Annotated in this window: 20 protein-coding genes; 6 read left to right on the top strand and 14 right to left on the bottom strand. The window is 33.0% G+C overall.

All coding sequences use genetic code 11. The features are described from left to right. Positions 1-68 precede the first annotated feature (68 nt). The 5 genes from ABD940_RS05970 to ABD940_RS05950 form a co-directional block, all read right to left on the bottom strand. Positions 69-2,462, bottom strand: coding sequence for a 3-hydroxyacyl-CoA dehydrogenase/enoyl-CoA hydratase family protein (locus ABD940_RS05970; RefSeq protein WP_345201017.1), 2,394 nt, complete (start codon positions 2,460-2,462; stop codon positions 69-71). Between the two features lie 21 nt (positions 2,463-2,483). Beyond that, positions 2,484-2,933: a MarR family winged helix-turn-helix transcriptional regulator gene (locus ABD940_RS05965; RefSeq protein WP_345202616.1), complete on the bottom strand. Its 450-nt coding sequence runs from the start codon at positions 2,931-2,933 to the stop codon at positions 2,484-2,486. 166 nt (positions 2,934-3,099) lie between these two features. Then, entirely contained in the window at positions 3,100-4,023 is a 924-nt protein-coding gene (locus ABD940_RS05960; RefSeq protein WP_345201015.1) for an ABC transporter ATP-binding protein, read from the bottom strand. A 153-nt stretch (positions 4,024-4,176) separates the two neighbouring features. Then, complete coding sequence (locus ABD940_RS05955; protein ID WP_345201012.1) at positions 4,177-5,148, bottom strand: FecCD family ABC transporter permease; 972 nt, start codon at positions 5,146-5,148, stop codon at positions 4,177-4,179. Between the two features lie 15 nt (positions 5,149-5,163). Then, positions 5,164-5,715 carry a TlpA family protein disulfide reductase gene (locus ABD940_RS05950; protein WP_345201009.1) on the bottom strand — a complete coding sequence of 184 codons (552 nt, stop codon included), beginning with the start codon at positions 5,713-5,715 and terminating at the stop codon, positions 5,164-5,166. A gap of 32 nt (positions 5,716-5,747) precedes the next feature. Here ABD940_RS05950 and ABD940_RS05945 point away from each other — a divergent pair, with 32 nt between their 5' ends. The 3 genes from ABD940_RS05945 to ABD940_RS05935 are packed head-to-tail and all read left to right on the top strand — an operon-like array spanning position 5,748 to position 8,565. Further along, positions 5,748-6,872, top strand: a complete 1,125-nt coding sequence (locus ABD940_RS05945) for a 2Fe-2S iron-sulfur cluster-binding protein (protein WP_345201007.1) — start codon at positions 5,748-5,750, stop codon at positions 6,870-6,872. Next, positions 6,869-7,486 (top strand): SanA/YdcF family protein, encoded by a 618-nt coding sequence (locus tag ABD940_RS05940; RefSeq protein ID WP_345201005.1) that lies wholly within the window; start codon positions 6,869-6,871, stop codon positions 7,484-7,486. The genes ABD940_RS05945 and ABD940_RS05940 overlap by 4 nt, the downstream gene beginning before the upstream one ends. Before the next feature lie 44 nt (positions 7,487-7,530). Next, entirely contained in the window at positions 7,531-8,565 is a 1,035-nt protein-coding gene (locus ABD940_RS05935; RefSeq protein ID WP_345201003.1) for a hypothetical protein, read from the top strand. 1 nt (position 8,566) lies between these two features. Here ABD940_RS05935 and ABD940_RS05930 read toward each other — a convergent pair whose 3' ends face one another. After that, a complete protein-coding gene (locus tag ABD940_RS05930; protein WP_345201001.1) occupies positions 8,567-9,277 on the bottom strand; it encodes a class I SAM-dependent methyltransferase in 711 nt (236 codons plus the stop codon). Positions 9,278-9,297: 20 nt separating this feature from the next. After that, complete coding sequence (gene tamL / locus ABD940_RS05925; protein WP_345200998.1) at positions 9,298-11,895, bottom strand: translocation and assembly module lipoprotein TamL; 2,598 nt, start codon at positions 11,893-11,895, stop codon at positions 9,298-9,300. On the opposite strand from tamL, the gene ABD940_RS05920 reads away from it, so the two are divergent. Next, the gene (locus tag ABD940_RS05920; RefSeq protein ID WP_345200996.1) at positions 11,881-12,606 is read left to right on the top strand and encodes a TrmH family RNA methyltransferase; all 726 of its coding nucleotides are present in this window, start codon (positions 11,881-11,883) and stop codon (positions 12,604-12,606) included. The genes tamL and ABD940_RS05920 overlap by 15 nt on opposite strands. A gap of 86 nt (positions 12,607-12,692) precedes the next feature. Here ABD940_RS05920 and ABD940_RS05915 read toward each other — a convergent pair whose 3' ends face one another. The 5 genes from ABD940_RS05915 to porQ all read right to left on the bottom strand — a co-directional run bounded on the left by ABD940_RS05915 (position 12,693) and on the right by porQ (position 15,790). After that, on the bottom strand, positions 12,693-13,190 hold the full coding sequence (locus tag ABD940_RS05915) for a phosphoribosyl-ATP pyrophosphatase (protein ID WP_345200993.1): 498 nt from the start codon (positions 13,188-13,190) through the stop codon (positions 12,693-12,695). A gap of 3 nt (positions 13,191-13,193) precedes the next feature. Further along, entirely contained in the window at positions 13,194-13,502 is a 309-nt protein-coding gene (locus ABD940_RS05910; RefSeq protein WP_345200991.1) for a phage holin family protein, read from the bottom strand. An 83-nt stretch (positions 13,503-13,585) separates the two neighbouring features. Then, positions 13,586-13,930, bottom strand: coding sequence for a YtxH domain-containing protein (locus ABD940_RS05905; protein WP_345200989.1), 345 nt, complete (start codon positions 13,928-13,930; stop codon positions 13,586-13,588). A 96-nt stretch (positions 13,931-14,026) separates the two neighbouring features. Continuing rightward, the gene (gene cmk, locus ABD940_RS05900) at positions 14,027-14,701 is read right to left on the bottom strand and encodes a (d)CMP kinase (protein ID WP_345200987.1); all 675 of its coding nucleotides are present in this window, start codon (positions 14,699-14,701) and stop codon (positions 14,027-14,029) included. Positions 14,702-14,797: 96 nt separating this feature from the next. After that, complete coding sequence (gene porQ / locus ABD940_RS05895; protein WP_345200984.1) at positions 14,798-15,790, bottom strand: type IX secretion system protein PorQ; 993 nt, start codon at positions 15,788-15,790, stop codon at positions 14,798-14,800. A gap of 379 nt (positions 15,791-16,169) precedes the next feature. On the opposite strand from porQ, the gene pyrH reads away from it, so the two are divergent. Continuing rightward, entirely contained in the window at positions 16,170-16,877 is a 708-nt protein-coding gene (gene pyrH, locus ABD940_RS05890) for a UMP kinase (protein WP_345200982.1), read from the top strand. Between the two features lie 125 nt (positions 16,878-17,002). Beyond that, positions 17,003-17,557, top strand: a complete 555-nt coding sequence (gene frr / locus ABD940_RS05885; protein WP_345200979.1) for a ribosome recycling factor — start codon at positions 17,003-17,005, stop codon at positions 17,555-17,557. 54 nt (positions 17,558-17,611) lie between these two features. Here frr and ABD940_RS05880 read toward each other — a convergent pair whose 3' ends face one another. Both ABD940_RS05880 and ABD940_RS05875 read right to left on the bottom strand, forming a co-directional pair. Further along, the gene (locus ABD940_RS05880) at positions 17,612-18,244 is read right to left on the bottom strand and encodes a hypothetical protein (protein WP_345200977.1); all 633 of its coding nucleotides are present in this window, start codon (positions 18,242-18,244) and stop codon (positions 17,612-17,614) included. A 100-nt stretch (positions 18,245-18,344) separates the two neighbouring features. Beyond that, the gene (locus tag ABD940_RS05875; protein WP_345200975.1) at positions 18,345-19,133 is read right to left on the bottom strand and encodes a hypothetical protein; all 789 of its coding nucleotides are present in this window, start codon (positions 19,131-19,133) and stop codon (positions 18,345-18,347) included. Positions 19,134-19,238 lie beyond the last annotated feature (105 nt).

The raw sequence follows: 19,238 nt of genomic DNA, 5'->3' as shown, positions 1-19,238 counted from the left end.
CCTCTACGAGGCTTGATGTCTTCTAAAACTATTCTGCTATTAACAGTTCGCTCCTACGGAGCTCCCCATTAATTTCTCAAAGGTTTTCCGTTTTGTAACATGTATTGAATTCTCTCCAAAGTTTTTCTCTCACCACAAAGCTGTAAGAACGTTTCTCTTTCAAGATTCAATAGGTATTGTTCAGTTACGATTGTTGGTTCGGAAAGATTTCCACCGACCATTACGTTGGCTAGTTTATCTGCAATTTTCTTGTCGTGTGCAGAGATGAAATTTCCTGTTAACATTTGGTCAGTTCCAACGTAGAACATTCCCAAAGCATCTTTACCAAGAACTTTTACTTTTTGTTCGATTGGTTGAGTATAACCATGTTCGGCTAAACTTATTGCCAACATTTTTGCCGTTTTTATTTGCGTTCTTTTATCAACTGCTACGATATCTTTTCCTTTTTCAAGAATTCCCATATCGTAAGCTTCGTAAGCAGAAGTTGCTACTTTACCCATCGCGATATTCATGAAAGCTTCACGAAGTCTGTTGTTTTTAATATCATCACTGTGGAATTCTCTTGAAGTTCTCAATGTCAATTCTTTCGTTCCACCACCACCAGGAATTACACCAACTCCGGTTTCAACCAATCCGATGTAAGTTTCTGCTGCTGCGACAACTCTGTCGGCGTGCATGGTCATTTCGCAACCACCACCAAGCGTCATTCCGTGAGGAGCAACTACGACAGGAATAGAAGAGTAACGAACTCTCATCATCGATTTCTGGAAATAAGCGATTGCCATATTCAAATCGTCCCAATCCTGTTCGATTGCCATCATTAAAATCATGGCTAAATTGGCTCCAACAGAGAAATTTGTGCCTTGATTTCCGATAACTAATCCATCATATTCTTTTTCAGCTAAATCAATTGCTCTGTTTAATCCATCTAAAACTTCACCTCCTAAAGAATTCATTTTAGAACGGATTTCGAAGTTGATAATTCCGTCGCCTAAATCTTCAATCGAAGCTCCTGAATTACTCCAAAGCGTTTTATTTTTTCTGATATTATCTAAAATAATGAAAGAATCCTGACCCGGAATTTTGTTGTATTCTCCTGAATTTTTATCAACATAAATCGTTTGTCCTTCATGATTAACTTTATAGAAAGTCTCTACGTTCTTCACCCAGTCTGAAACTTCGTAACCCGCATCTTTAGCCAATTCGATACCTTTTTGAACACCAACAGAATCCCAGATTTCAAACGGACCGTTTTCCCAACCGAAACCAGCTCTCATCGCGTCGTCGATTTTGTAGACTTCATCAGAAATTTCAGGAACTTTATGCGAAACGTAAGCGAATAATGCACCTAAAGATTTTCTGTAAAGCTCTCCAGCTTTATCTTTCCCGCCAATTAAGACCTTGAATCTGTCAATTGGTTTATCAATATTTTTAGTTAATTCTAAAGTCGGGAAAGAAGATTTTCCTTGAAGCTCATATTCTAAAGTATCAAGATTTAATCCGTGAATTTCAGATTTTCCTTCTGCATTTTTCACTTTTTTATAAAAACCTTGTTCAGTTTTTGAACCTAACCATTTATTATCAACCATTTTCTGGATGTAATCTGGAAGTGCAAAAACGTCATTGAAATTATTAGCCTCAACACCGCTGTTACGAACGCCATTTGCCACCATTACCAATGTATCCAATCCAACAACATCAGCAGTTCTGAATGTCGCAGATTTTGGACGACCGATTACTGGACCTGTTAATTTATCAACTTCAGAAACAGTTAATCCTAATTTCTGAACATTGTGAAGCAAATCCATCATTGAGAAAACACCAATTCTGTTCGCGATAAATGCAGGAGTATCTTTTGCTAAAACGGTTGTTTTGCCTAAGAATTTTGCTCCATAATTCATGTAGAAATCAATGATTTCCGGAGCTGTATCAGTTGTAGGAATAATCTCTAAAAGAGGAAGATATCTTACAGGATTAAAGAAATGTGTTCCTGCAAAATAATGTTTGAAATCATCGCTTCTTCCTTCCACCAACATATTAATTGGAATTCCGGAAGTGTTTGAAGAAACTAAAGTTCCGGGTTTTCTGAACTGTTCGATTTTTTCGTAAACTGATTTTTTGATGTCCAGTCTTTCAACTACAACCTCAATAATCCAGTCTGTATTTTTTATTTTTGGTAAATCATCATCAAAATTTCCAACCTTGATTCTATCTGCGAATTTCGGAGAATAGAGTAGAGCCGGACTTGCTTTTTTCAGTTTTTCAAAGTTTTCAGAAGCGATTCTGTTTCTTACCGCTTTGTCATCTTTGGTCAAACCTTTTTTCTGTTCTGCTTCAGTTAATTCAAAAGGAACGATATCCAAAAGCGAAACTTCTACGCCAATATTAGCGAAGTGAGCCGCAATACCGCTTCCCATAATTCCTGAACCAAGAACCGTTACGTGTTTGATTCTTCTTTTCATTTTGATTTATTGATTTGTTTATTATTTTCTATTGTTTAAATCAGTAGCGATTTTCATAATTTCGCACATCACTTCCTTGAAAGTTTCCAGTTTTTCAGGAGCAATTTTTTCCATGATTCTTTTATTGAAATTCACTACAACTTCTTTAGACATGTTTCTGGAATTCAATCCCTTATCTGTAAGTTTAATGATTACTTCACGTTTATCTGTTGTGGTTTTTTCCTTATAGATATATCCATTGTCTTCAAGAAGTTTGATAATTCTCGTTAAAGAAGTAGGTTCGATCGCCATTTTAGGACCTAGATTTGTACTTCTTGTCCCTTCTTTTGGGTCAATTTTAAGAAGAGTAAGCGCCTGAACAGCCGTAGAATCGTGTTCCTGAGCGAGATCTGTGTACATTTTAGAAACAGCTAACCAAGTCTGTTTTAAAATTAAATCTACATTTTCTATTTTGTCTTTATTATTATCCATCATATTTTGCTGAAATGGTTTTACCCAAATTTAGCAAATATTATGCATGCATAGTATTTATTAACGTTAAAATTTGTTAATGTATTGATATGTAGTTGATTAAATTGTATGATTAGCATAATACTATGCATGCATAGTATGTGAAATATTTAAACAAAATCGTTGATTAATAAATGGTTTTCACGAAATTAACAATTTCTTCAAAAGATTCACATTGTTGTTTGATTGAATCGTTAGAAATAAGCCAAAAGTTGTTTTGAAACTCAAAATTTAATGAAGACAGATCTTTTTGAAAGTTTTTTTGAAGCAAAGAATACAGCATTTCTTTATAAAAATCAGGTGCAATAATTTTCGGAGCCACAAAATTTTCATTAACCTGAAATAAAAAAGCGTTCGTTAATTCATCATGCTGTAGTAAAACATCTTCCACAATTCCGGAGTATAAATGATTGTCTTTTACATACCAAATTTTATCTGCAAATTCTTTTGCCAAACGCCAATCGTGAGACGAAAAAAGGATTAATTTATTTTGTTCTTTAGCTAATTTTCGAAGTGTTTTTAAGATGATAATTTTATTTTTTTCATCTAAATGTGTTGTAGGTTCATCAAGAATAATGATAGGTGAATTCTGCGTTAAAGCCCTTCCAATAAAAGCTTTTTGAAGATTTCCATCAGATAAATTTTTAAGCAAAGTATTTTTATATTGAACTAAATCCAGTTGCTCAATAATATCTGAAACTTCGTTTCTGTCTTCTTTTTTAAGCTCAAAATAAAAAGGATAATAAATGTATTTCCCTAACGAAATAAGATCTTCAACAGTATAATTTTGTGGAATAATCGATTTTGAAAAAACAACTGCAATATTTTCTGCAATCTCTTTAACGGAAAGATTCTTTATATTTTTATGGTTGATAAAAATTTCTCCGCTTAAAAGAGGGATCTGATGTAAAATGGATTTAATTAAAGTAGTTTTTCCGACACCGTTATTACCAATCAATAGGCATACTTCTCCTAAATTCAAGGTTGCATTTGCATTTGAAATTAAGGTTTTATCGTAGCCTATGTTTGCTTGGTTGATTTGTAGGTGCATTTTGTTTAATATTTATTTCTTTTCTCGCGGATTTTGCAGATTTATTTACGTTTCGTTTGTCATGCTGAAAGCATCTCCACAAAGTTAATTTAGATTCCTACGGAATGACAAAATGGATGTTTTTATTTAAAATTCACAATTCACTCATTCGCTTTAAACCTTATTCTGTTTCAAAAGCATCATCAAGATCACAGGAATTCCAAAAACTGAGCTTATCACATTCAAAGGAATTTGAGATTTCTCTGCAATAATTGAGAAAAATAACATCATCAACATTCCCAAAAACATATTCAAAATCCATTGTTGCCAAAGCTTTGCGGGATTATATATCAATCTGCAAAAATGCGGGACAATAATTCCTATAAACAAAATAGGTCCTAAAAATGCCGTAACAGAAGCCGAAAGTAGGGAAGATGCAACAATGATGAAGATTTTTAATTGATTTAAATTAACTCCTAAACTTTGTGCATAAGAAGTTCCCAACGAATTTCCAATTAAAGGTTTTATACTTTTAAAACAAACAAATAATCCTATTAAAACTAAAATTGATAAAACATAAATCTGATTTCTGGAAACCATATTATTTGCTCCAAAAGACCATAAAATATAGTTTTTCAGGCTTTGATTTTCAGCATAGAATTGTAATAATGAAACAATCGCTCCCGCAAAAGCTGAAACTAAAAACCCGAAAATAATTAAGTAAGATTTATCCTGAAATTTATTGGACATGGAAAGTAAAACCAACATCAAAAGCAAACTTCCGACAATAGATGATAAACTTAAAAGGCTGTTTTGAAGAAAATCAGGAAGAGAAATATTATAGGAAAAAAATATATAAAACGCCACTGACAAACTTGCGATAGAAGTAATTCCTAAAATATCAGGACCGGCTAAAGGATTCTGGAAATATTCCTGCATCAAAAAACCCGAAGTCGGAATGGAAATTCCAGCCAAAAGCATTACCAAAACTCGGTTTACACGGATTTCAGCGATCTGACTATTTGATGAATTCTGAAAAAAATCAAGAAAATTTAAACTTAAAAATCCTGTGTTTAGATTAATAACCGCAGTCAATACAATTGCGATGAATAAAAATAAACACAGGATTCTGAATTTTTTTGACATTATAAAAGCCTAAAGCTATTTTAAAAGAGAATTAATTTTCTCATTAAGCTGTTCTTCAGTAATCATTCCCAAAGTTTCATCGGTTTTTTCGCCTTTTCTCATGAATGTAAACGGAATTGCACCGCCATCCCATTGTTTAAAATTATTCTTGAAAAAATTCGCGTCCAAAAGTTGTCCGTCCAAAAGAACAGTATGATCCTGAATTCCATGTTCTTTTGTAAAACGAGGAACTTCAGAATTCCAAATATCTTTTTGGTCTAAACTTACAAAGGTGATTTTTACGGGTTTTCCTTTTAATTCCGCTATTTTAGCATTGAAATGCGGGATTTCTTTTACACATGGACCGCACCAGGTTGCAAAAAAGTTGGTTACATACAGAGTGTCATTTTTTTTATTTAAAACTTCCGATATTTTGTCGGGAGTAAATGTTTTTAATGAAACTGCCGCAGAAGGTTCAGAAGTCGAAATAGAATCTACAGATGTTGCATTTTCTGCATTTTTCTGACTTTCTTTTTTACAACTGAAAACAGAAACCAAAACAAGGGTACATAAAATTATCTTCTTCATAAATTATTTTTTATCTATTTTTGAATTGAAGTATGGAACAACAAATCTATAAGGGGAAACTGACGCAGTTTCACTGGCTAAAAATAACGAAAAAGGAAGAACTGACCAAAAATACTTTTTCTCTGGAGTTTGAAATTCCCGAGAATCTGAAGAAGAATTTTGATTTTGAAGCAGGACAGTTTGTTAGTATAAAATTTCAGTCTCACGGTGAAGATATTATTAATGATTACTCGATGACCTCAGCGCCTTTTGAGAAAAAAATATCGTTGGGAATAAAAGTAAATTCTCCTGATGGAGCAACCTCACAGTTGTTTGAAAATTATAATATAGGAGATAATCTGCTTGTAAGTGAACCGAGTGGAAGGTTTACTTTAATTTCAAAACCTCATGAATTCAGAACGATTGTAGGTTTTGCTGCCGGAATCGGAATTACACCAATTTTAAGTCACTTTAAAAATATTCTTCATAACGAACCGAGAACCAGGATGTTCCTTTTTTTTGGAAATAAAAGTTCAGAAGATCTAATTTACAGAAATCAGCTTGATCAGCTTGCCAAAATATGTGGCGACAGATTGCAGATTTTTTACTTTTTCTCACGGGAAAAAACAACCAATAGTTTTTTTCACGGAAGGCTGGATGATAAAAAATTGGCTTTAATTATCAATCAAATTTTACATTTGGATGATACCGATGAAGAATCCACTATTTGGGATGCGGTAGATGAAGTTTTGATCTGTGGAAAAGGAGACATGATTAAAACGCTTGCCAATGCTTGTTATCATCACGGAATTCCGAAAAAAAATATTCATTTTGAACTTTTTGAAGAATTTAATGATGATATTTATCCTGTTGAAAAAGATTTTCCTTTAATTGAAAATGTTGAGTTGGAATTCAGAATGTTAGGAAAGGATTTTCAGACTAAATTGCCAAATAATGAAGAAAAGCTTCTTCAGCAGTTGCTAATTCAGAAATTTCCTGTACCTTATTCATGCAAATCCGGAATATGCGGAAGTTGCGAATGTATCCTTGAAGAAGGCGAAGTTGAATTATTGGAAAATGAATATTTGACGGAGAAAGAAGAGGAGAGAGGACATATTTTAGCTTGTATGTCTATTGCGAAAAGCAAAAAAATAAAGCTTAACTTTGACCTTAGTTGAGAATAATAAAAAACATATTTAACCTGATATTCATATCAATAGAAATTGGAATTCTGTTGATATGTCTTGCGAATGCATGGGTTTTTGCTCTTACAGATGGAAGAACCTATACCAAAATTTCAAAAATTCCTCCCCGTGAAGTTGCACTTGTTTTAGGAACTTCACCTAAAATGAGATCGGGCTTATCGAATCCTTACTTTACGAAAAGGATGGATGCCGCTGCTTTGCTTTATCATCACGGAAAAATAAAAAAGATCCTTGTGAGTGGTGAAAAAAGTAAAGGATATGATGAACCTGCAGCGATGAAAAACTATCTGATTTATCAGGAAGGTGTTCCGGAAGAAATTATTCTTGAAGATCCAAAAGGTTTTAATACTTACAAAAGCATTTTACGATGCAAAGATGTTTACAAAAAAGATAATGTAATTATTGTTTCTCAGGGATTTCATAATCTTCGGGCTTTGCTTTTTGCAAGAAACAACAATATGAATGCTTTAGGTTTTGATGCTCAGGATGTTACAAAGCCTGAAAGCTACTACAGAAACCAATTTCGGGAAATACTTGCGAGAACGGTTGCTGTTCTGTATTTTGCTTTGGGAATTTCTCCGGATTAGAATGGCATATTCCTTTCATTACATGACACACACTACTATACTATATGAATGTTAAAAAATTTTATACCATTGAAATTTCTGATAAGGAGAGGTGGGAAGAAACAATTAGATCCTGCGTCTTTTATGATATTTACCATACTTACTTTTATCACTCTCTGGAAAGTTCTTTTCCTTCCGTCTTATTTGTTTCTGAATTTAATGATGAGCTAATTGCATTTCCTTTCAAAGTGAGAAATATAGAAGATACAGGCTATTTTGATCTTACTTCTGTTTATGGATATTGTGGACCGATTTCCAATAAAAATTTCGGTGAATTATCAAAAAATCATTTCGCTTTTTTTCATGAAGAGTTCTCAAAATTTTGTAAAGAAAATTATATTGTTTCGATCTTTTCCAGGTTGCATCCACTTTCTGATTATAATACTTTTTTTGATGATTTCGGAGATGTTGCAAATATGAATAAAACAGTTGTTGTGGATTTAGTTCAACCTCCTGAACATCAGGTAAAGCAATACAGAAAGTCTACAAAATATGAGATAAAATATTTAAGAAATAAGAATTTTACGATCATTAAAACTAAAGATTCTTCAAATATTGATAACTTCATCGAAATGTACTATAAAACGATGGAAAAAGTACGTGCATTCGACAGATATTATTACGATCGCGACTATTTTCATGGTTTTCTGAATAATGACGATTATGAAGTGATTCTTTTGATGGCAGAACAAAATGGTAAGTTCGCAGCCGGAGGAATTTTTACGGTAGTAGGAAATGTGATGCAGTATCATTTGGCAACTACCGATGAAAGCTTTATAAAAGATGCCCCCATGAAACTTATTTTGGATGAAGCCAGAATAATAGCAATGGAGAAAAACTTACAGTTTTTACATCTTGGGGGAGGATTTGCAGGAAGAGATAATGATAATCTTTACCTTTTTAAGTCAGGGTTTTCTAAAAACAGACTTCAGTTTTCTGTATGGAAACATATTACCGATACCGAACAGTATGATAAACTTGTAGCGTATATGAATATTTGGAAATCTGTAAATAATTTTTTCCCGCTGTACAGAAATTAATTTAAGAATACAATAAAATGCTCATACGATAGGAATATTCATTAGTTTGGTCGAAAATTTCAATATTTAAATTAAACTTTTCGGCTATAGTAATGAATTCGGATTTTGTCCACCATCTTCCGATTCCTCCTAAAAATATATCACCTGACTGGATTGCTTTTTCATAATTGGCTTTTCTTTCAGGTGTATTATAGAAGTTCCATTTATTTTCATCGTTAGGAATATTGGTTACATAAAATTTAAAATCTTTAGAAACGGATAATATCCTTTTAATAATTCCCTCAACATCTTCAGGTGTAAAATAAGCAATTGCATCATTTATTAAAAACTTTTGGAGAGTAGGTAATTTTTTATCTTTAAATATTGTTGTGAAATCTTCTTTACCATTCCCGACAGCATATTCAATATTATCATTAGATTTAAATTTTAAAGCATTGTCGATAAGCGATTCCGTAAAATCAAATGCATATATGTATTTTACAAAATGAGATAAGGGAAAAGTGAATAATCCGTTTCCACAACACATTTCTAAAAGAATGTCTGTATTTTTCAGTTCTAATTTTTTGGCGATATCTGTAACAATATTTTCAAAAATTTCTTTTGAGATAGGAGCTCTATTAGATGTTTTTCCCACTTGTACATAGAGATCACCTTCATTTGTCGCTTCACCGCCTGCATAATTTTCCCAGAATTTTTTCCACTGATCAGTCATGTTATTAGTTTTATAGTTTATTAGAATGGATAACCGAATGCAATATTTAAGGTAGGTTTGAATGGCTGGAAATCTTTTATTCTCCATCTGTCGCCATCAGGTTTGTTCGGATCGTATATTTTATAAGCTAAATCGAGTCTTAAAGTAATATAGGCTACATTTATCCTTAAACCGAAACCACTACCGACTCCGACTTGTTTTAAGAATTTGTTGAACTTAAATTCATCACCATATCCGTCGTTATAATTTTTTAAACTCCACGTATTCCCGATATCCGTAAAAAGAGCTCCTTCATACATATCGCTGAAAGGAATTCTGAATTCTATATTGGTTGTTAATTTCAAATTATCAGTCATGTAAGTACGAACTCTTTCATCAACCTGGGAATCTGCAGGACCAAGACCTCCAAAGGCAACCCAAGCTCTGATGTCGTTGGAACCACCATTGAAATACGATCTGATTACAGGCATATTGGAAGTGTTTCCATAAGGAATTCCAAGACCTACAAACTGACGAAGAACCAACGTGTTATTACTGAATTTAAAATACTTTCTGACATCAAAATCAAACTTAACAAACTGAGCGTAAGGAACTCCGAAAATTGTTCTTTCAGGTGCAGTTACAATACCTCCGTCATTTCTTTTTTGATTAAAAATACTGAAAATATTCCCTGCCAATTCTACTTTACCGTTGAAATAGAATGCATTTGGATAATCTTTTTTACCAATTTCATTATAAATAAAATTATAAATCATGGAAGAGATCAAAACATCCTGAGTTTGTCTGTCTTTATTTACTAAAGTTCCCACAAAAGCGGTAAAACGATCGGCTCCCTGTTGATTTAATCCTTTTAGATAATCTGTATCTTCCGTAATTTTTTGAGAAACCTGATCAATGGTCAATTGTCCTGAAGCAAAATCTTGTGCAACAGAAGAATGGGTTGCAAAATAATCCTTGAAAATTTCTTCACGGATAGCATTATCGTTTACAAAATAATCGTAATAAGCATCTTTATTTTTAGTTAAACTTAATTGTGTATTAAACAATGTAAGTCTATGAGATACCTTGTCATTAACAGTTGCTAAATAATTTAATCCTGTGTTAAAATTGATTCTTCCTAACCCAATATTATTTTGAACAGAAGCTCCTAAAACAATTGATGAAGTAGGGCTGTATCTTTTTGGTATTAATTTATAATAGTCAAAAGGTAATAATAATCTTGGGAAATTTAGTGATGTCTGTACAGAATATTCGTAAGCTAAAACTCTCTTGCTGATATCTTTTGTACTTCTGATAGAACCGAAAGTTCCCGCAACACTTGTTGAAAGGTTTTCCGCTCCCCCAAAAACGTTTCTTGTCGTTAAGTCAGCCGAAGGAGACACCCCCAAATTTAAAAGCTGAGAATAATTCACATCTGTAGCTAACTTCAATTCATATTTTGGAAGAGGTTTCAAAACGTACATCACATCAATAATGCTGTCATTTGGTGAAGTTCCGCCTCCATGTCTTAAAGAATCTCTTGATTTAAGAATGCTGAAATTATTCATAGACAAGAGGTTCCTCTTGGTTAAATCAAACTTTTTTTGATCATAAAGTTGGTTATGTCCCACTGTGATTGCTCTCCAAATCGCACGGGAATCATATTTATTGGTTGTTTTATGAAATCTTATACCTCTTAAACTGTCTTTCGTCGTGTTTTTAGGGTAATCACCCATTTCGTCTACAATGGCTACATCAATATTCCCAATAGTTGATCTTTTGTAAGGTCTATCTAAAGAATCTTTGTGTATTTCAAGAGTTAAAGGAACCTGTTTTCTGCTTTTAATAGAATCAGCAACGAAATAAACCTCATCTCCAAAGCTATTGAATCTGTAATAACCATAATCTTTCATAAGATCATTGATCCTCATAACTTCTTTTTCAAGTACAGTCTGATCCAAAATTTTCCCCTGTCTTACTAAACTTTCATGAAGTTTTTCTTTATAAACGGCTTTAACTGTCGGATCTGTAATATTATAATAATATTCCTTGATATAGGTAGGATCTTTATGGGTAATAAAGTAAGTTACCGCAGCTTTTTTTGCCGTCGAATCCAGATCATGTTTAAACTTAACTTCTGCATCCCAATAGCCACGATAGGTTAATCTTTTTTCAATAGATTGTGCGCCTTTTTCAGTTTTTGTCTGGTCCAAAATTACCGGAGCCGAACCCCAACTGTGATATAATCTGTCGAAAAATAAACTTTTTCCTACGCTGCTCTTCATATTATATTTAACAAAAAGAGAATCTCTTAATTTTTGATTTCTCAATTCATTAGGATAAGTCATGTATTCGTTAAGAAGCGTGTCGTATTTCGGATTGGCAGAATTGTATAGCCATAAACTTAGCGGCATGAATAGAAACTGCCTTTTATTAGGCTTTTGCTGAACATAGCCTTTTAGTTCGCTGTCAAAAGGTTCTTTTTTATCTTCAAACTCAAAATTGTTCTTTACAAGTAAATATTCTCCGTCAGGAACTTTTTTAGTAGTACTACAAGCATAAAGGAGACCTACAAATGTTGCAAATGATATAATTTTATAATACTTTTGAGGAGAATTCTTATAATGCTTACAGCTCATACAATAAAAGTTTTACAATCTTTAGATAAAAAGAAGTTCAGACAAAAATACAATTTGTTTTTGGTTGAAGGTAATAAAATCATTTGTGAACTTCCCGATTCTAAGTTTAAAATTAAAGAAATATTTTCTACCGATCCGCAAAAATTGGACCGTACAGATGTACCCGTTACTCATATCTCTGAAAATGAGTTGAAAAAAATTAGTTTCCTTCAAAATCCGAAAGATTCTATAGCAGTTTGTTATTTAAATCCTGAAGAAAAACTGGAAGATAAAAATATTCAGCTGGTTCTTGACGGAATTCAGGATCCTGGAAATTTGGGTACAATTATCCGTCTTGCCGACTGGTTTGGTATCGAACAGATTATTTGCAGTGAAGACACAGTAGATTTTTATAATCCAAAGGTAATTATGGCAACGATGGGTTCATTTACAAGAGTAAATGTTGTTTACACAAATCTTGTAGAATATTTGTCGCAAACAGAAAATGTAAATATCGGAACCGACATGGATGGTGAAAATATTTATACTTTTGAAAAGCCTGAAAAAATTAATTTAATTCTTGGAAATGAAGGAAACGGAATGCGCCCTGAAACAGAAAAGCTAATTCAAAAAAGTATCATGATTCCAAGATTCGGAAAATCACAGTCTACAGAAAGCCTGAATGTTTCTATGGCTGCAGGGATTATTTTAGGACAATTATTTTCAAAATAGAAATTAGATATTAGAAGTTAGAAATTAGTGAAATTCAACATTTGTTTTTAAACTAACTTCTAACCTCTAGTTTCTAACTTCTTAAATTAGATAAGTTGCTCCATACTGGAAACACTTTTATTTTTCTGATAAGTTTCAAGTTTTTTTCTTACAAACCTTAGCGCAACAGGAGCAAGGTAGATCATTGCAGCACCAATTAGTTTCTTTTTCCAATTGGGACTTTTCATATTCTTTTTGGCGTAGTTTCCAACCAGAGTTGTCACAGCTAGATTGATCATAATATCAACCGCATCGCCTTTAAAAGCTGAACTTGCGATACCTGCAACAGCATTTTTGCTGATTAAAGCATCTTTTATTTCAGATGTAATCTGTTTTGCTATAACATCTTTTCTGATAACAACTTTTTCATCACCGTCTTCATCTACTTTTTCCTGCAGATATTGATCCGTCAAACCATTGGTGAATGCACTCAAACTTTCTTTTGTATTTTTGAAGGTCAGAAGATCTTCCAAACCGTCGATTTCTTCTTTCAACAGTTTTTTCTTTCTTCTCAGTTCCTCTAAGCTCTCATACTTTCTGCCCATAGTTTAATGATTTAAAAATTTAATTACCTGATCGGCAACATAATTTACGATTTTCTTTTTAAATATCATAATAATGATCATGACTAAAAGATAAAAAGCTGCAACAATCAGGAATCCATACGAGTGATCACCCAAAGCTTTCCCGATAAGAAAGGCAATCCCGAAATTGAACAGAATAATGAAAAAACCAAAGGCAACCAGTACTACGACCAAATAAGCGATCACCCCTGCAGAAAGAGAAGACTTTTCTGTCGCCTCAATTTTTAGGAGATCTATCCTTTTCGTCGCATATTCTTTAATAGTTTCAATCATTGTTTTTATTTAAAGTTACAAAAAAAGGAACTTTGTTGTATAAAGTTCCTTCTCATAATTTACCTAAAAAAATAAATCATTTATTATTTTAGATCATTCAGTTCCGATTCTACATTCTTTACTACATCCGCAGTTTTAGAAACAATTTGATCTTTGTATTTGTCGTATCCGTCTTTTACAGTATGAGCTACGCTGTTTGCTGTTTCTTTGAAAGTAGAAGAAATATTACCATACTGATCTTTTACTTTTTCAGAAACTTCGTCGTATTTATTTTTAGCCTGATCTTTAAGATCGCTGGCTTTAGTTTTAATTTTCTTTCTTGTTTCTTTTCCTTCTTCAGGAGCATAAAGCATTCCTAAGATGACACCCGCTGCAGCACCCGCAAGAAGTCCTGCCAAAATACCCGCTGTATTGTTTTTTTTAGACATTTTCGTTTTTTTTAATAGTTAATAAATATTAGCTTTTTACTTGTGTTGAAATGTACAATTAATATACCAAAGGAGGTAAATCTCTATTAAAATATGTTAAATCTTTTTGACGTGAGATAAAATGCTCTCAATGGTTTCCTTCTTTGTAAGGTTCGTATTGTCTATTACGATAGCATCTTCAGCCTGCTTCAATGGGGCGATTTCCCTTTCACTGTCAATCTTATCGCGTATAATAAGGTTTTCTTTTACCTGCTGTTCGTCCGCTTCAATTCCTAAAGTAAGCAATTCGTTATAACGTCTTTTTGTGCGTTCGTCTATACTTGCCGTCAGGAAAAATTTGTAGTCCGCATTTGGCAGAACTACTGTCCCGATGTCACGTCCGTCCATTATTATGCCACCTTTTTCTGCCAAAGAGCGTTGAGAGTGCAATAGAAAATCTCTCACTTCTTTTTGTTTTGCTACAAAGCTTACATTATCGGAAACTTCATTGCTTCTGATCGCCTTTGAAATATCAATATGGTTAAGGAAAAGAACCAGTTCTCCATTGTCGTTTTTAAACTCAAGTTCGATCTGGTCGAAAGATGAAAATAATTGTTCGAGACTAATAGAACCGTCTTCATTAATACAATTCTGAAGCGCAAACCAAGTTACACCTCTGTAAAGCGCACCTGTATCCAGATGAATAAGTCCCAGCTTTTCAGCAATGACTTTAGATATTGAACTTTTTCCGGTAGACGAAAATCCATCGATAGCTATTACAGGTTTTTTCATACCGCAAATTTCTAGAAATTTTCTTAAAAATCAAGAAACCTTAAGAGATTTTCTTAAGGTTTCTTTTTATTTTTTATTAAATATATTTTATCCGAATTAATATCCCGCGTGGCTCGTAAGATCCATAGAAATACCTATCTGATTGACATTCGATGCGTTATGATATCTCATGTGAGCGTAATCTATACGGAATCTTGAAATTTTAATTCCAAAACCGGCAGAAAGTCCCGAGAAATTTCTTTGATCTGCAACCGCCAATTCATTTCCTCTTTTTACATTGTAGCCTAGTCTGATATTGAACCCTTTTTCAGGGAACAATTCTGCACCTACAGAGAAGTGATCGGCAATTTTTCGACCTAAATTAACTTCCTGACCGTTAACATTATATTGAGAAGAAATATTAAACTCCTGCAAATCGTGAGCGGTAATTGTAATCGCCAAAGGAATTGCTTTTAGGATTCTCGTATATCCTAAATCTATTCTAAAAGGAAGATTTTCTCTGATCCCGTTAAAAGTTTTAAACTGATATCCGAAATTTCTTATTATTACTGAAGCAGTTTCTTTACTTTTCTTATTATAATAGGTGACTCCAAGATTTCCTGAAATTGCAGAAGAAGAATAGGTATCAATTTTTGAAGTGATAAAATTCAATCCTCCACCAATTGTCCAGTCTTCTTCGAATTGATAAGCATATCCTGCTCCGACTGCAACATCAGAAGCATTAAATGTTCCGTTCTCAAAACCACTGTCGTCCGTTCTCGGAATATCTCCGTAGCTCATGTATCGTGCATTGATTGTAGCCATATGACCGTTATCAAAGTCTTTTGCATAAGCGATGGTTCCGTATTTCGAATCCGCAAGGTAAGCCGTTGCGTTTACAGAAAGTTGGTTATCAGAATCTTTATTCAACAAAGAGGGGTTTGCAATAGCAAAGGAAACATCACGATCTCTAATGGAAATTGCATCACCACCCAAAGCAGCCTGTCTCGCAGACACAGGAAGGCTTAAGAACGGGAAAACGTTTGTTCCTGTTTGTGCATAAGAAACAATTCCTGATAGAAATAATGAAAAAATGACAATTTTCTTCAACTCAGTTTATTATTAATGCAAAAATAATCCTTTTTCGTACTTTTCAAAATATTTCTCACATTATTTATATTTAAATTTTAAGTTTTGTGAAAATGTTGCTTTCAATGAGTGTTTATTTAATTTATTTTAAACTTTTAAAACCGCTTGAACTAAGCAATGCTGAGTAAAAATCTTAAAAATATCATGTGAGATTCTTCTTTAGTCAGAATGAAAGATGCGAATAATTTTCTGTATTTAAATGAAAAAAGCCTTTAGAAATGGCTTACAACGCAAGATTTAAAAATTTAAGACAGAATTAAAAATCAACCTTATTAATGATTATATTTGCAAAGTCAAATTTTTGACAAAACCTAACGAATAAAGTTATTTAAAAATAAAGATGAAATATAAAAGAATCCTTCTAAAACTTAGTGGTGAAGCCTTAATGGGGAACAGACAATATGGTATTGATACGGAAAGGCTGGAAGAATATGCTGCAGAAATAAAAAAAGTAGTAGAAAAAGGCTGTGAAGTTGCCATTGTAATTGGAGGAGGAAATATTTTCCGTGGTGTTGCAGGTGCTGCAAAAGGAATGGACAGAGTACAGGGAGATTATATGGGAATGCTTGCAACTGTGATCAACGGAATGGCTTTGCAAGGTGCTTTGGAAGACGCAGGAGTAAAAACAAGATTACAGTCTGCAATTGAAATGGACAAAGTTGCTGAACCTTTCATCAAAAGAAGAGCAGTAAGACATCTTGAAAAAGGTAGAGTAGTGATCTTCGGAGCAGGAACCGGAAATCCTTATTTCACGACAGATACCGCTGCAACATTAAGAGCAATCGAAATTGATGCAGACGTTATTTTAAAAGGAACAAGAGTAGACGGAATCTATGACAGTGATCCTGAAAAAAATGCTGACGCCGTAAAGTATAATTCACTATCTTTCGACGAAGTTTATGCTAAAAATCTTAAAGTAATGGATATGACTGCATTTACTTTAAGTCACGAAAACAAATTACCGATTATCGTTTTTGATATGAATAAAGATGGTAATTTAGAAAAAATTGTAGACGGAGAAAATGTTGGTACTTTAGTAGATTTGTAGTTTAGGTTGCAGGTGATAGATTTTAGGGCTTAGGTCGAAGATGGGTTAAGCATTTAAAATATTACTTAATTACCAATTACTTATCACTTATAATTATGTGTAACTTATCAAATTTTTATTATATAATGGAAGAATTAGATCTTATAGTAGAATCTGTAAAGCAGGACATGGAAGCAGCTATAAAGCACTTGGATCATGCATTTCAAAGAATCAGAGCAGGACGTGCATCTACAAGTATGGTTCAGGATGTAATGGTAGAGTATTACGGAGCTCCGACTCCTCTTAATCAGGTTGCGAATGTTTCTGTACCGGATGCGATGACAATCTCTATTCAACCTTGGGACAGAACAGCGATTAACGCTATTGAAAAAGCTATTATTAATTCTAATTTAGGTTTTGCACCTTCAAATAACGGGGAAAATATTATCCTAAACGTTCCGCCTTTAACGGAGGAAAGAAGAAGAGAATTGGCAAAACAGGCTAAAGGAGAAACAGAAGATACAAAAATCGTTGTAAGAAACGCAAGGCAAAACGGTTTGAAAGAACTTAAAAAGCTTGAAGGTGTTTCTGAAGACGTTGTCAAAGGAATAGAAGCAGATATTCAGGAGCTTACAGATAAGCATGTAAAAGCATGTGATGATCATCTTAAAACAAAAGAAGCTGAAATTATGAAAGTATAATTTTCAGTTTTTGAAAATAAAAAAGCGGTTTCATTTGGAAGCCGCTTTTGTTTTTTACAGACACATCACTTTGTCTTTTTTATCTTTATTTTTTAGAATTGTCTGATAGTGTTTCATCAGTTCTTTTATATCACATTTTCCTTCTTTATTCGGAACTGTTTCCGGATCTACATTTTTTCCGATCGATCTTATAATGAAGTTTTTCTCAAGACATTGAATCGGATTGCTGTTTTTCAGGTAAATACGTTGTTGATTGATGCTGTCTTTGGTGATTGGTTTTTCAGGCGTTCCGCCTTCAAATTGCCATAATGTATCATCTTTAAAAATGAAAAATACCCGGTCATTTTTTACGTAATATTTTGTCACAGAAGAAAAATGACTGTCTCCATAGAAATGTTTTACCATTTTTAGTTTTTGATTTTCAAAATAAAAATGAATTTCACCTTCCTCTTCTTCACAATTGTAATCGAAACCTGTGGAATCTAGTTTTTTGGCTAATAATTTTTCATTCAGAACAGCAAATTCTTTTTTTATTTCATCAATGTTTTGAGGAGTTTTATCCGATTGTACAGAATCATTTTTAATCATCAAACTATCTTTTGACGTTGAATTTTGATTACTTTTTGATACTTCTTTTTTGCACGAAAGGATTAATAATAAACTTAAACTAAGAAGTGTAATTTTCATACTAATAAGCGATTTTGGTGGATCAATATTACAAAAATATGCTGAAACAAAAAAAGCAGTCTCAAATTGAAACTGCTTTTTTTATATATTTAAAAATTGATTATTTACAATTTTCGTTGTAATCAACAATTACTTCATCTACAAGCGCTTTATTATCAGCCATGGCATTGCCAATTTCATTTCTGATGAATTTACCTAAACCTGATCTTTGCTTTGTATCGTTTTTTAAAGAAGCATATTCTCCTTTTGCTACTTTAGTTTTCACAACAGGACAGTCTGCAACGATAATTTTTGCTTTTGCCAAAGTCAATTCTTCAGGTTTTCCTCCTTTTTTAGAGTAAACATAAGATGGGTTTTCTCTCATTCTTTTGTTTTCTGCATCTGCAACAGCAATTTGTCCTCCTGCTGAAAAAGTTGTAGGAAAACCATATACTTTATACACCTTGATTTTCCCGTCTGCAACCAATTCCGCAAACTGATTACTTTTTGTAAGGTTGTTAAAAGCCTTTAATCCACCACTTAAACCTCCGTTTTGTGTATTGTAAGCTTCTTTTGTATTGGTATATTTTATGGATTCAAATTGTCTTTCCCCATTATTGTCAATTGCCATATAACCTTTTAAATCATCCGCATCAAAGGTTTTAAATTTTTGCTTTTTCTTAGAACTGTCAATATCCGAAGAAGCAATGAATTTTACTTTTTTCTGATTGGTCCACGGATTCATCTCGTCACCTGCCAATCTTACAATACCTTCGATTTTCTTTCCGCTTTTGTCGATAATATAGCCTGTTTTTTCGCCAACTCTCATCTCGTACTCTGTATTGTCTTCCTGAGCGTAAACATTGAACGATACAAAGCTTAATAAGCCAACAAGTAATAATTTCTTCATATCAATTTATTTAAATTTTGGCAAAGATAATTTTTTATCGTTAAACTAAATCTTAAATCAAGATTTTAACATACCATAAAAAAAGATCCGGAAAATTTCCGAATC

It is taken from the genome of Chryseobacterium ginsengisoli, assembly GCF_039542325.1.
Classification (GTDB): Bacteria; Bacteroidota; Bacteroidia; order Flavobacteriales; family Weeksellaceae; genus Chryseobacterium; species Chryseobacterium ginsengisoli.
Note: the sequence above shows the minus strand (reverse complement) of the source record. Positions and strands in the feature narration are given on the sequence as shown.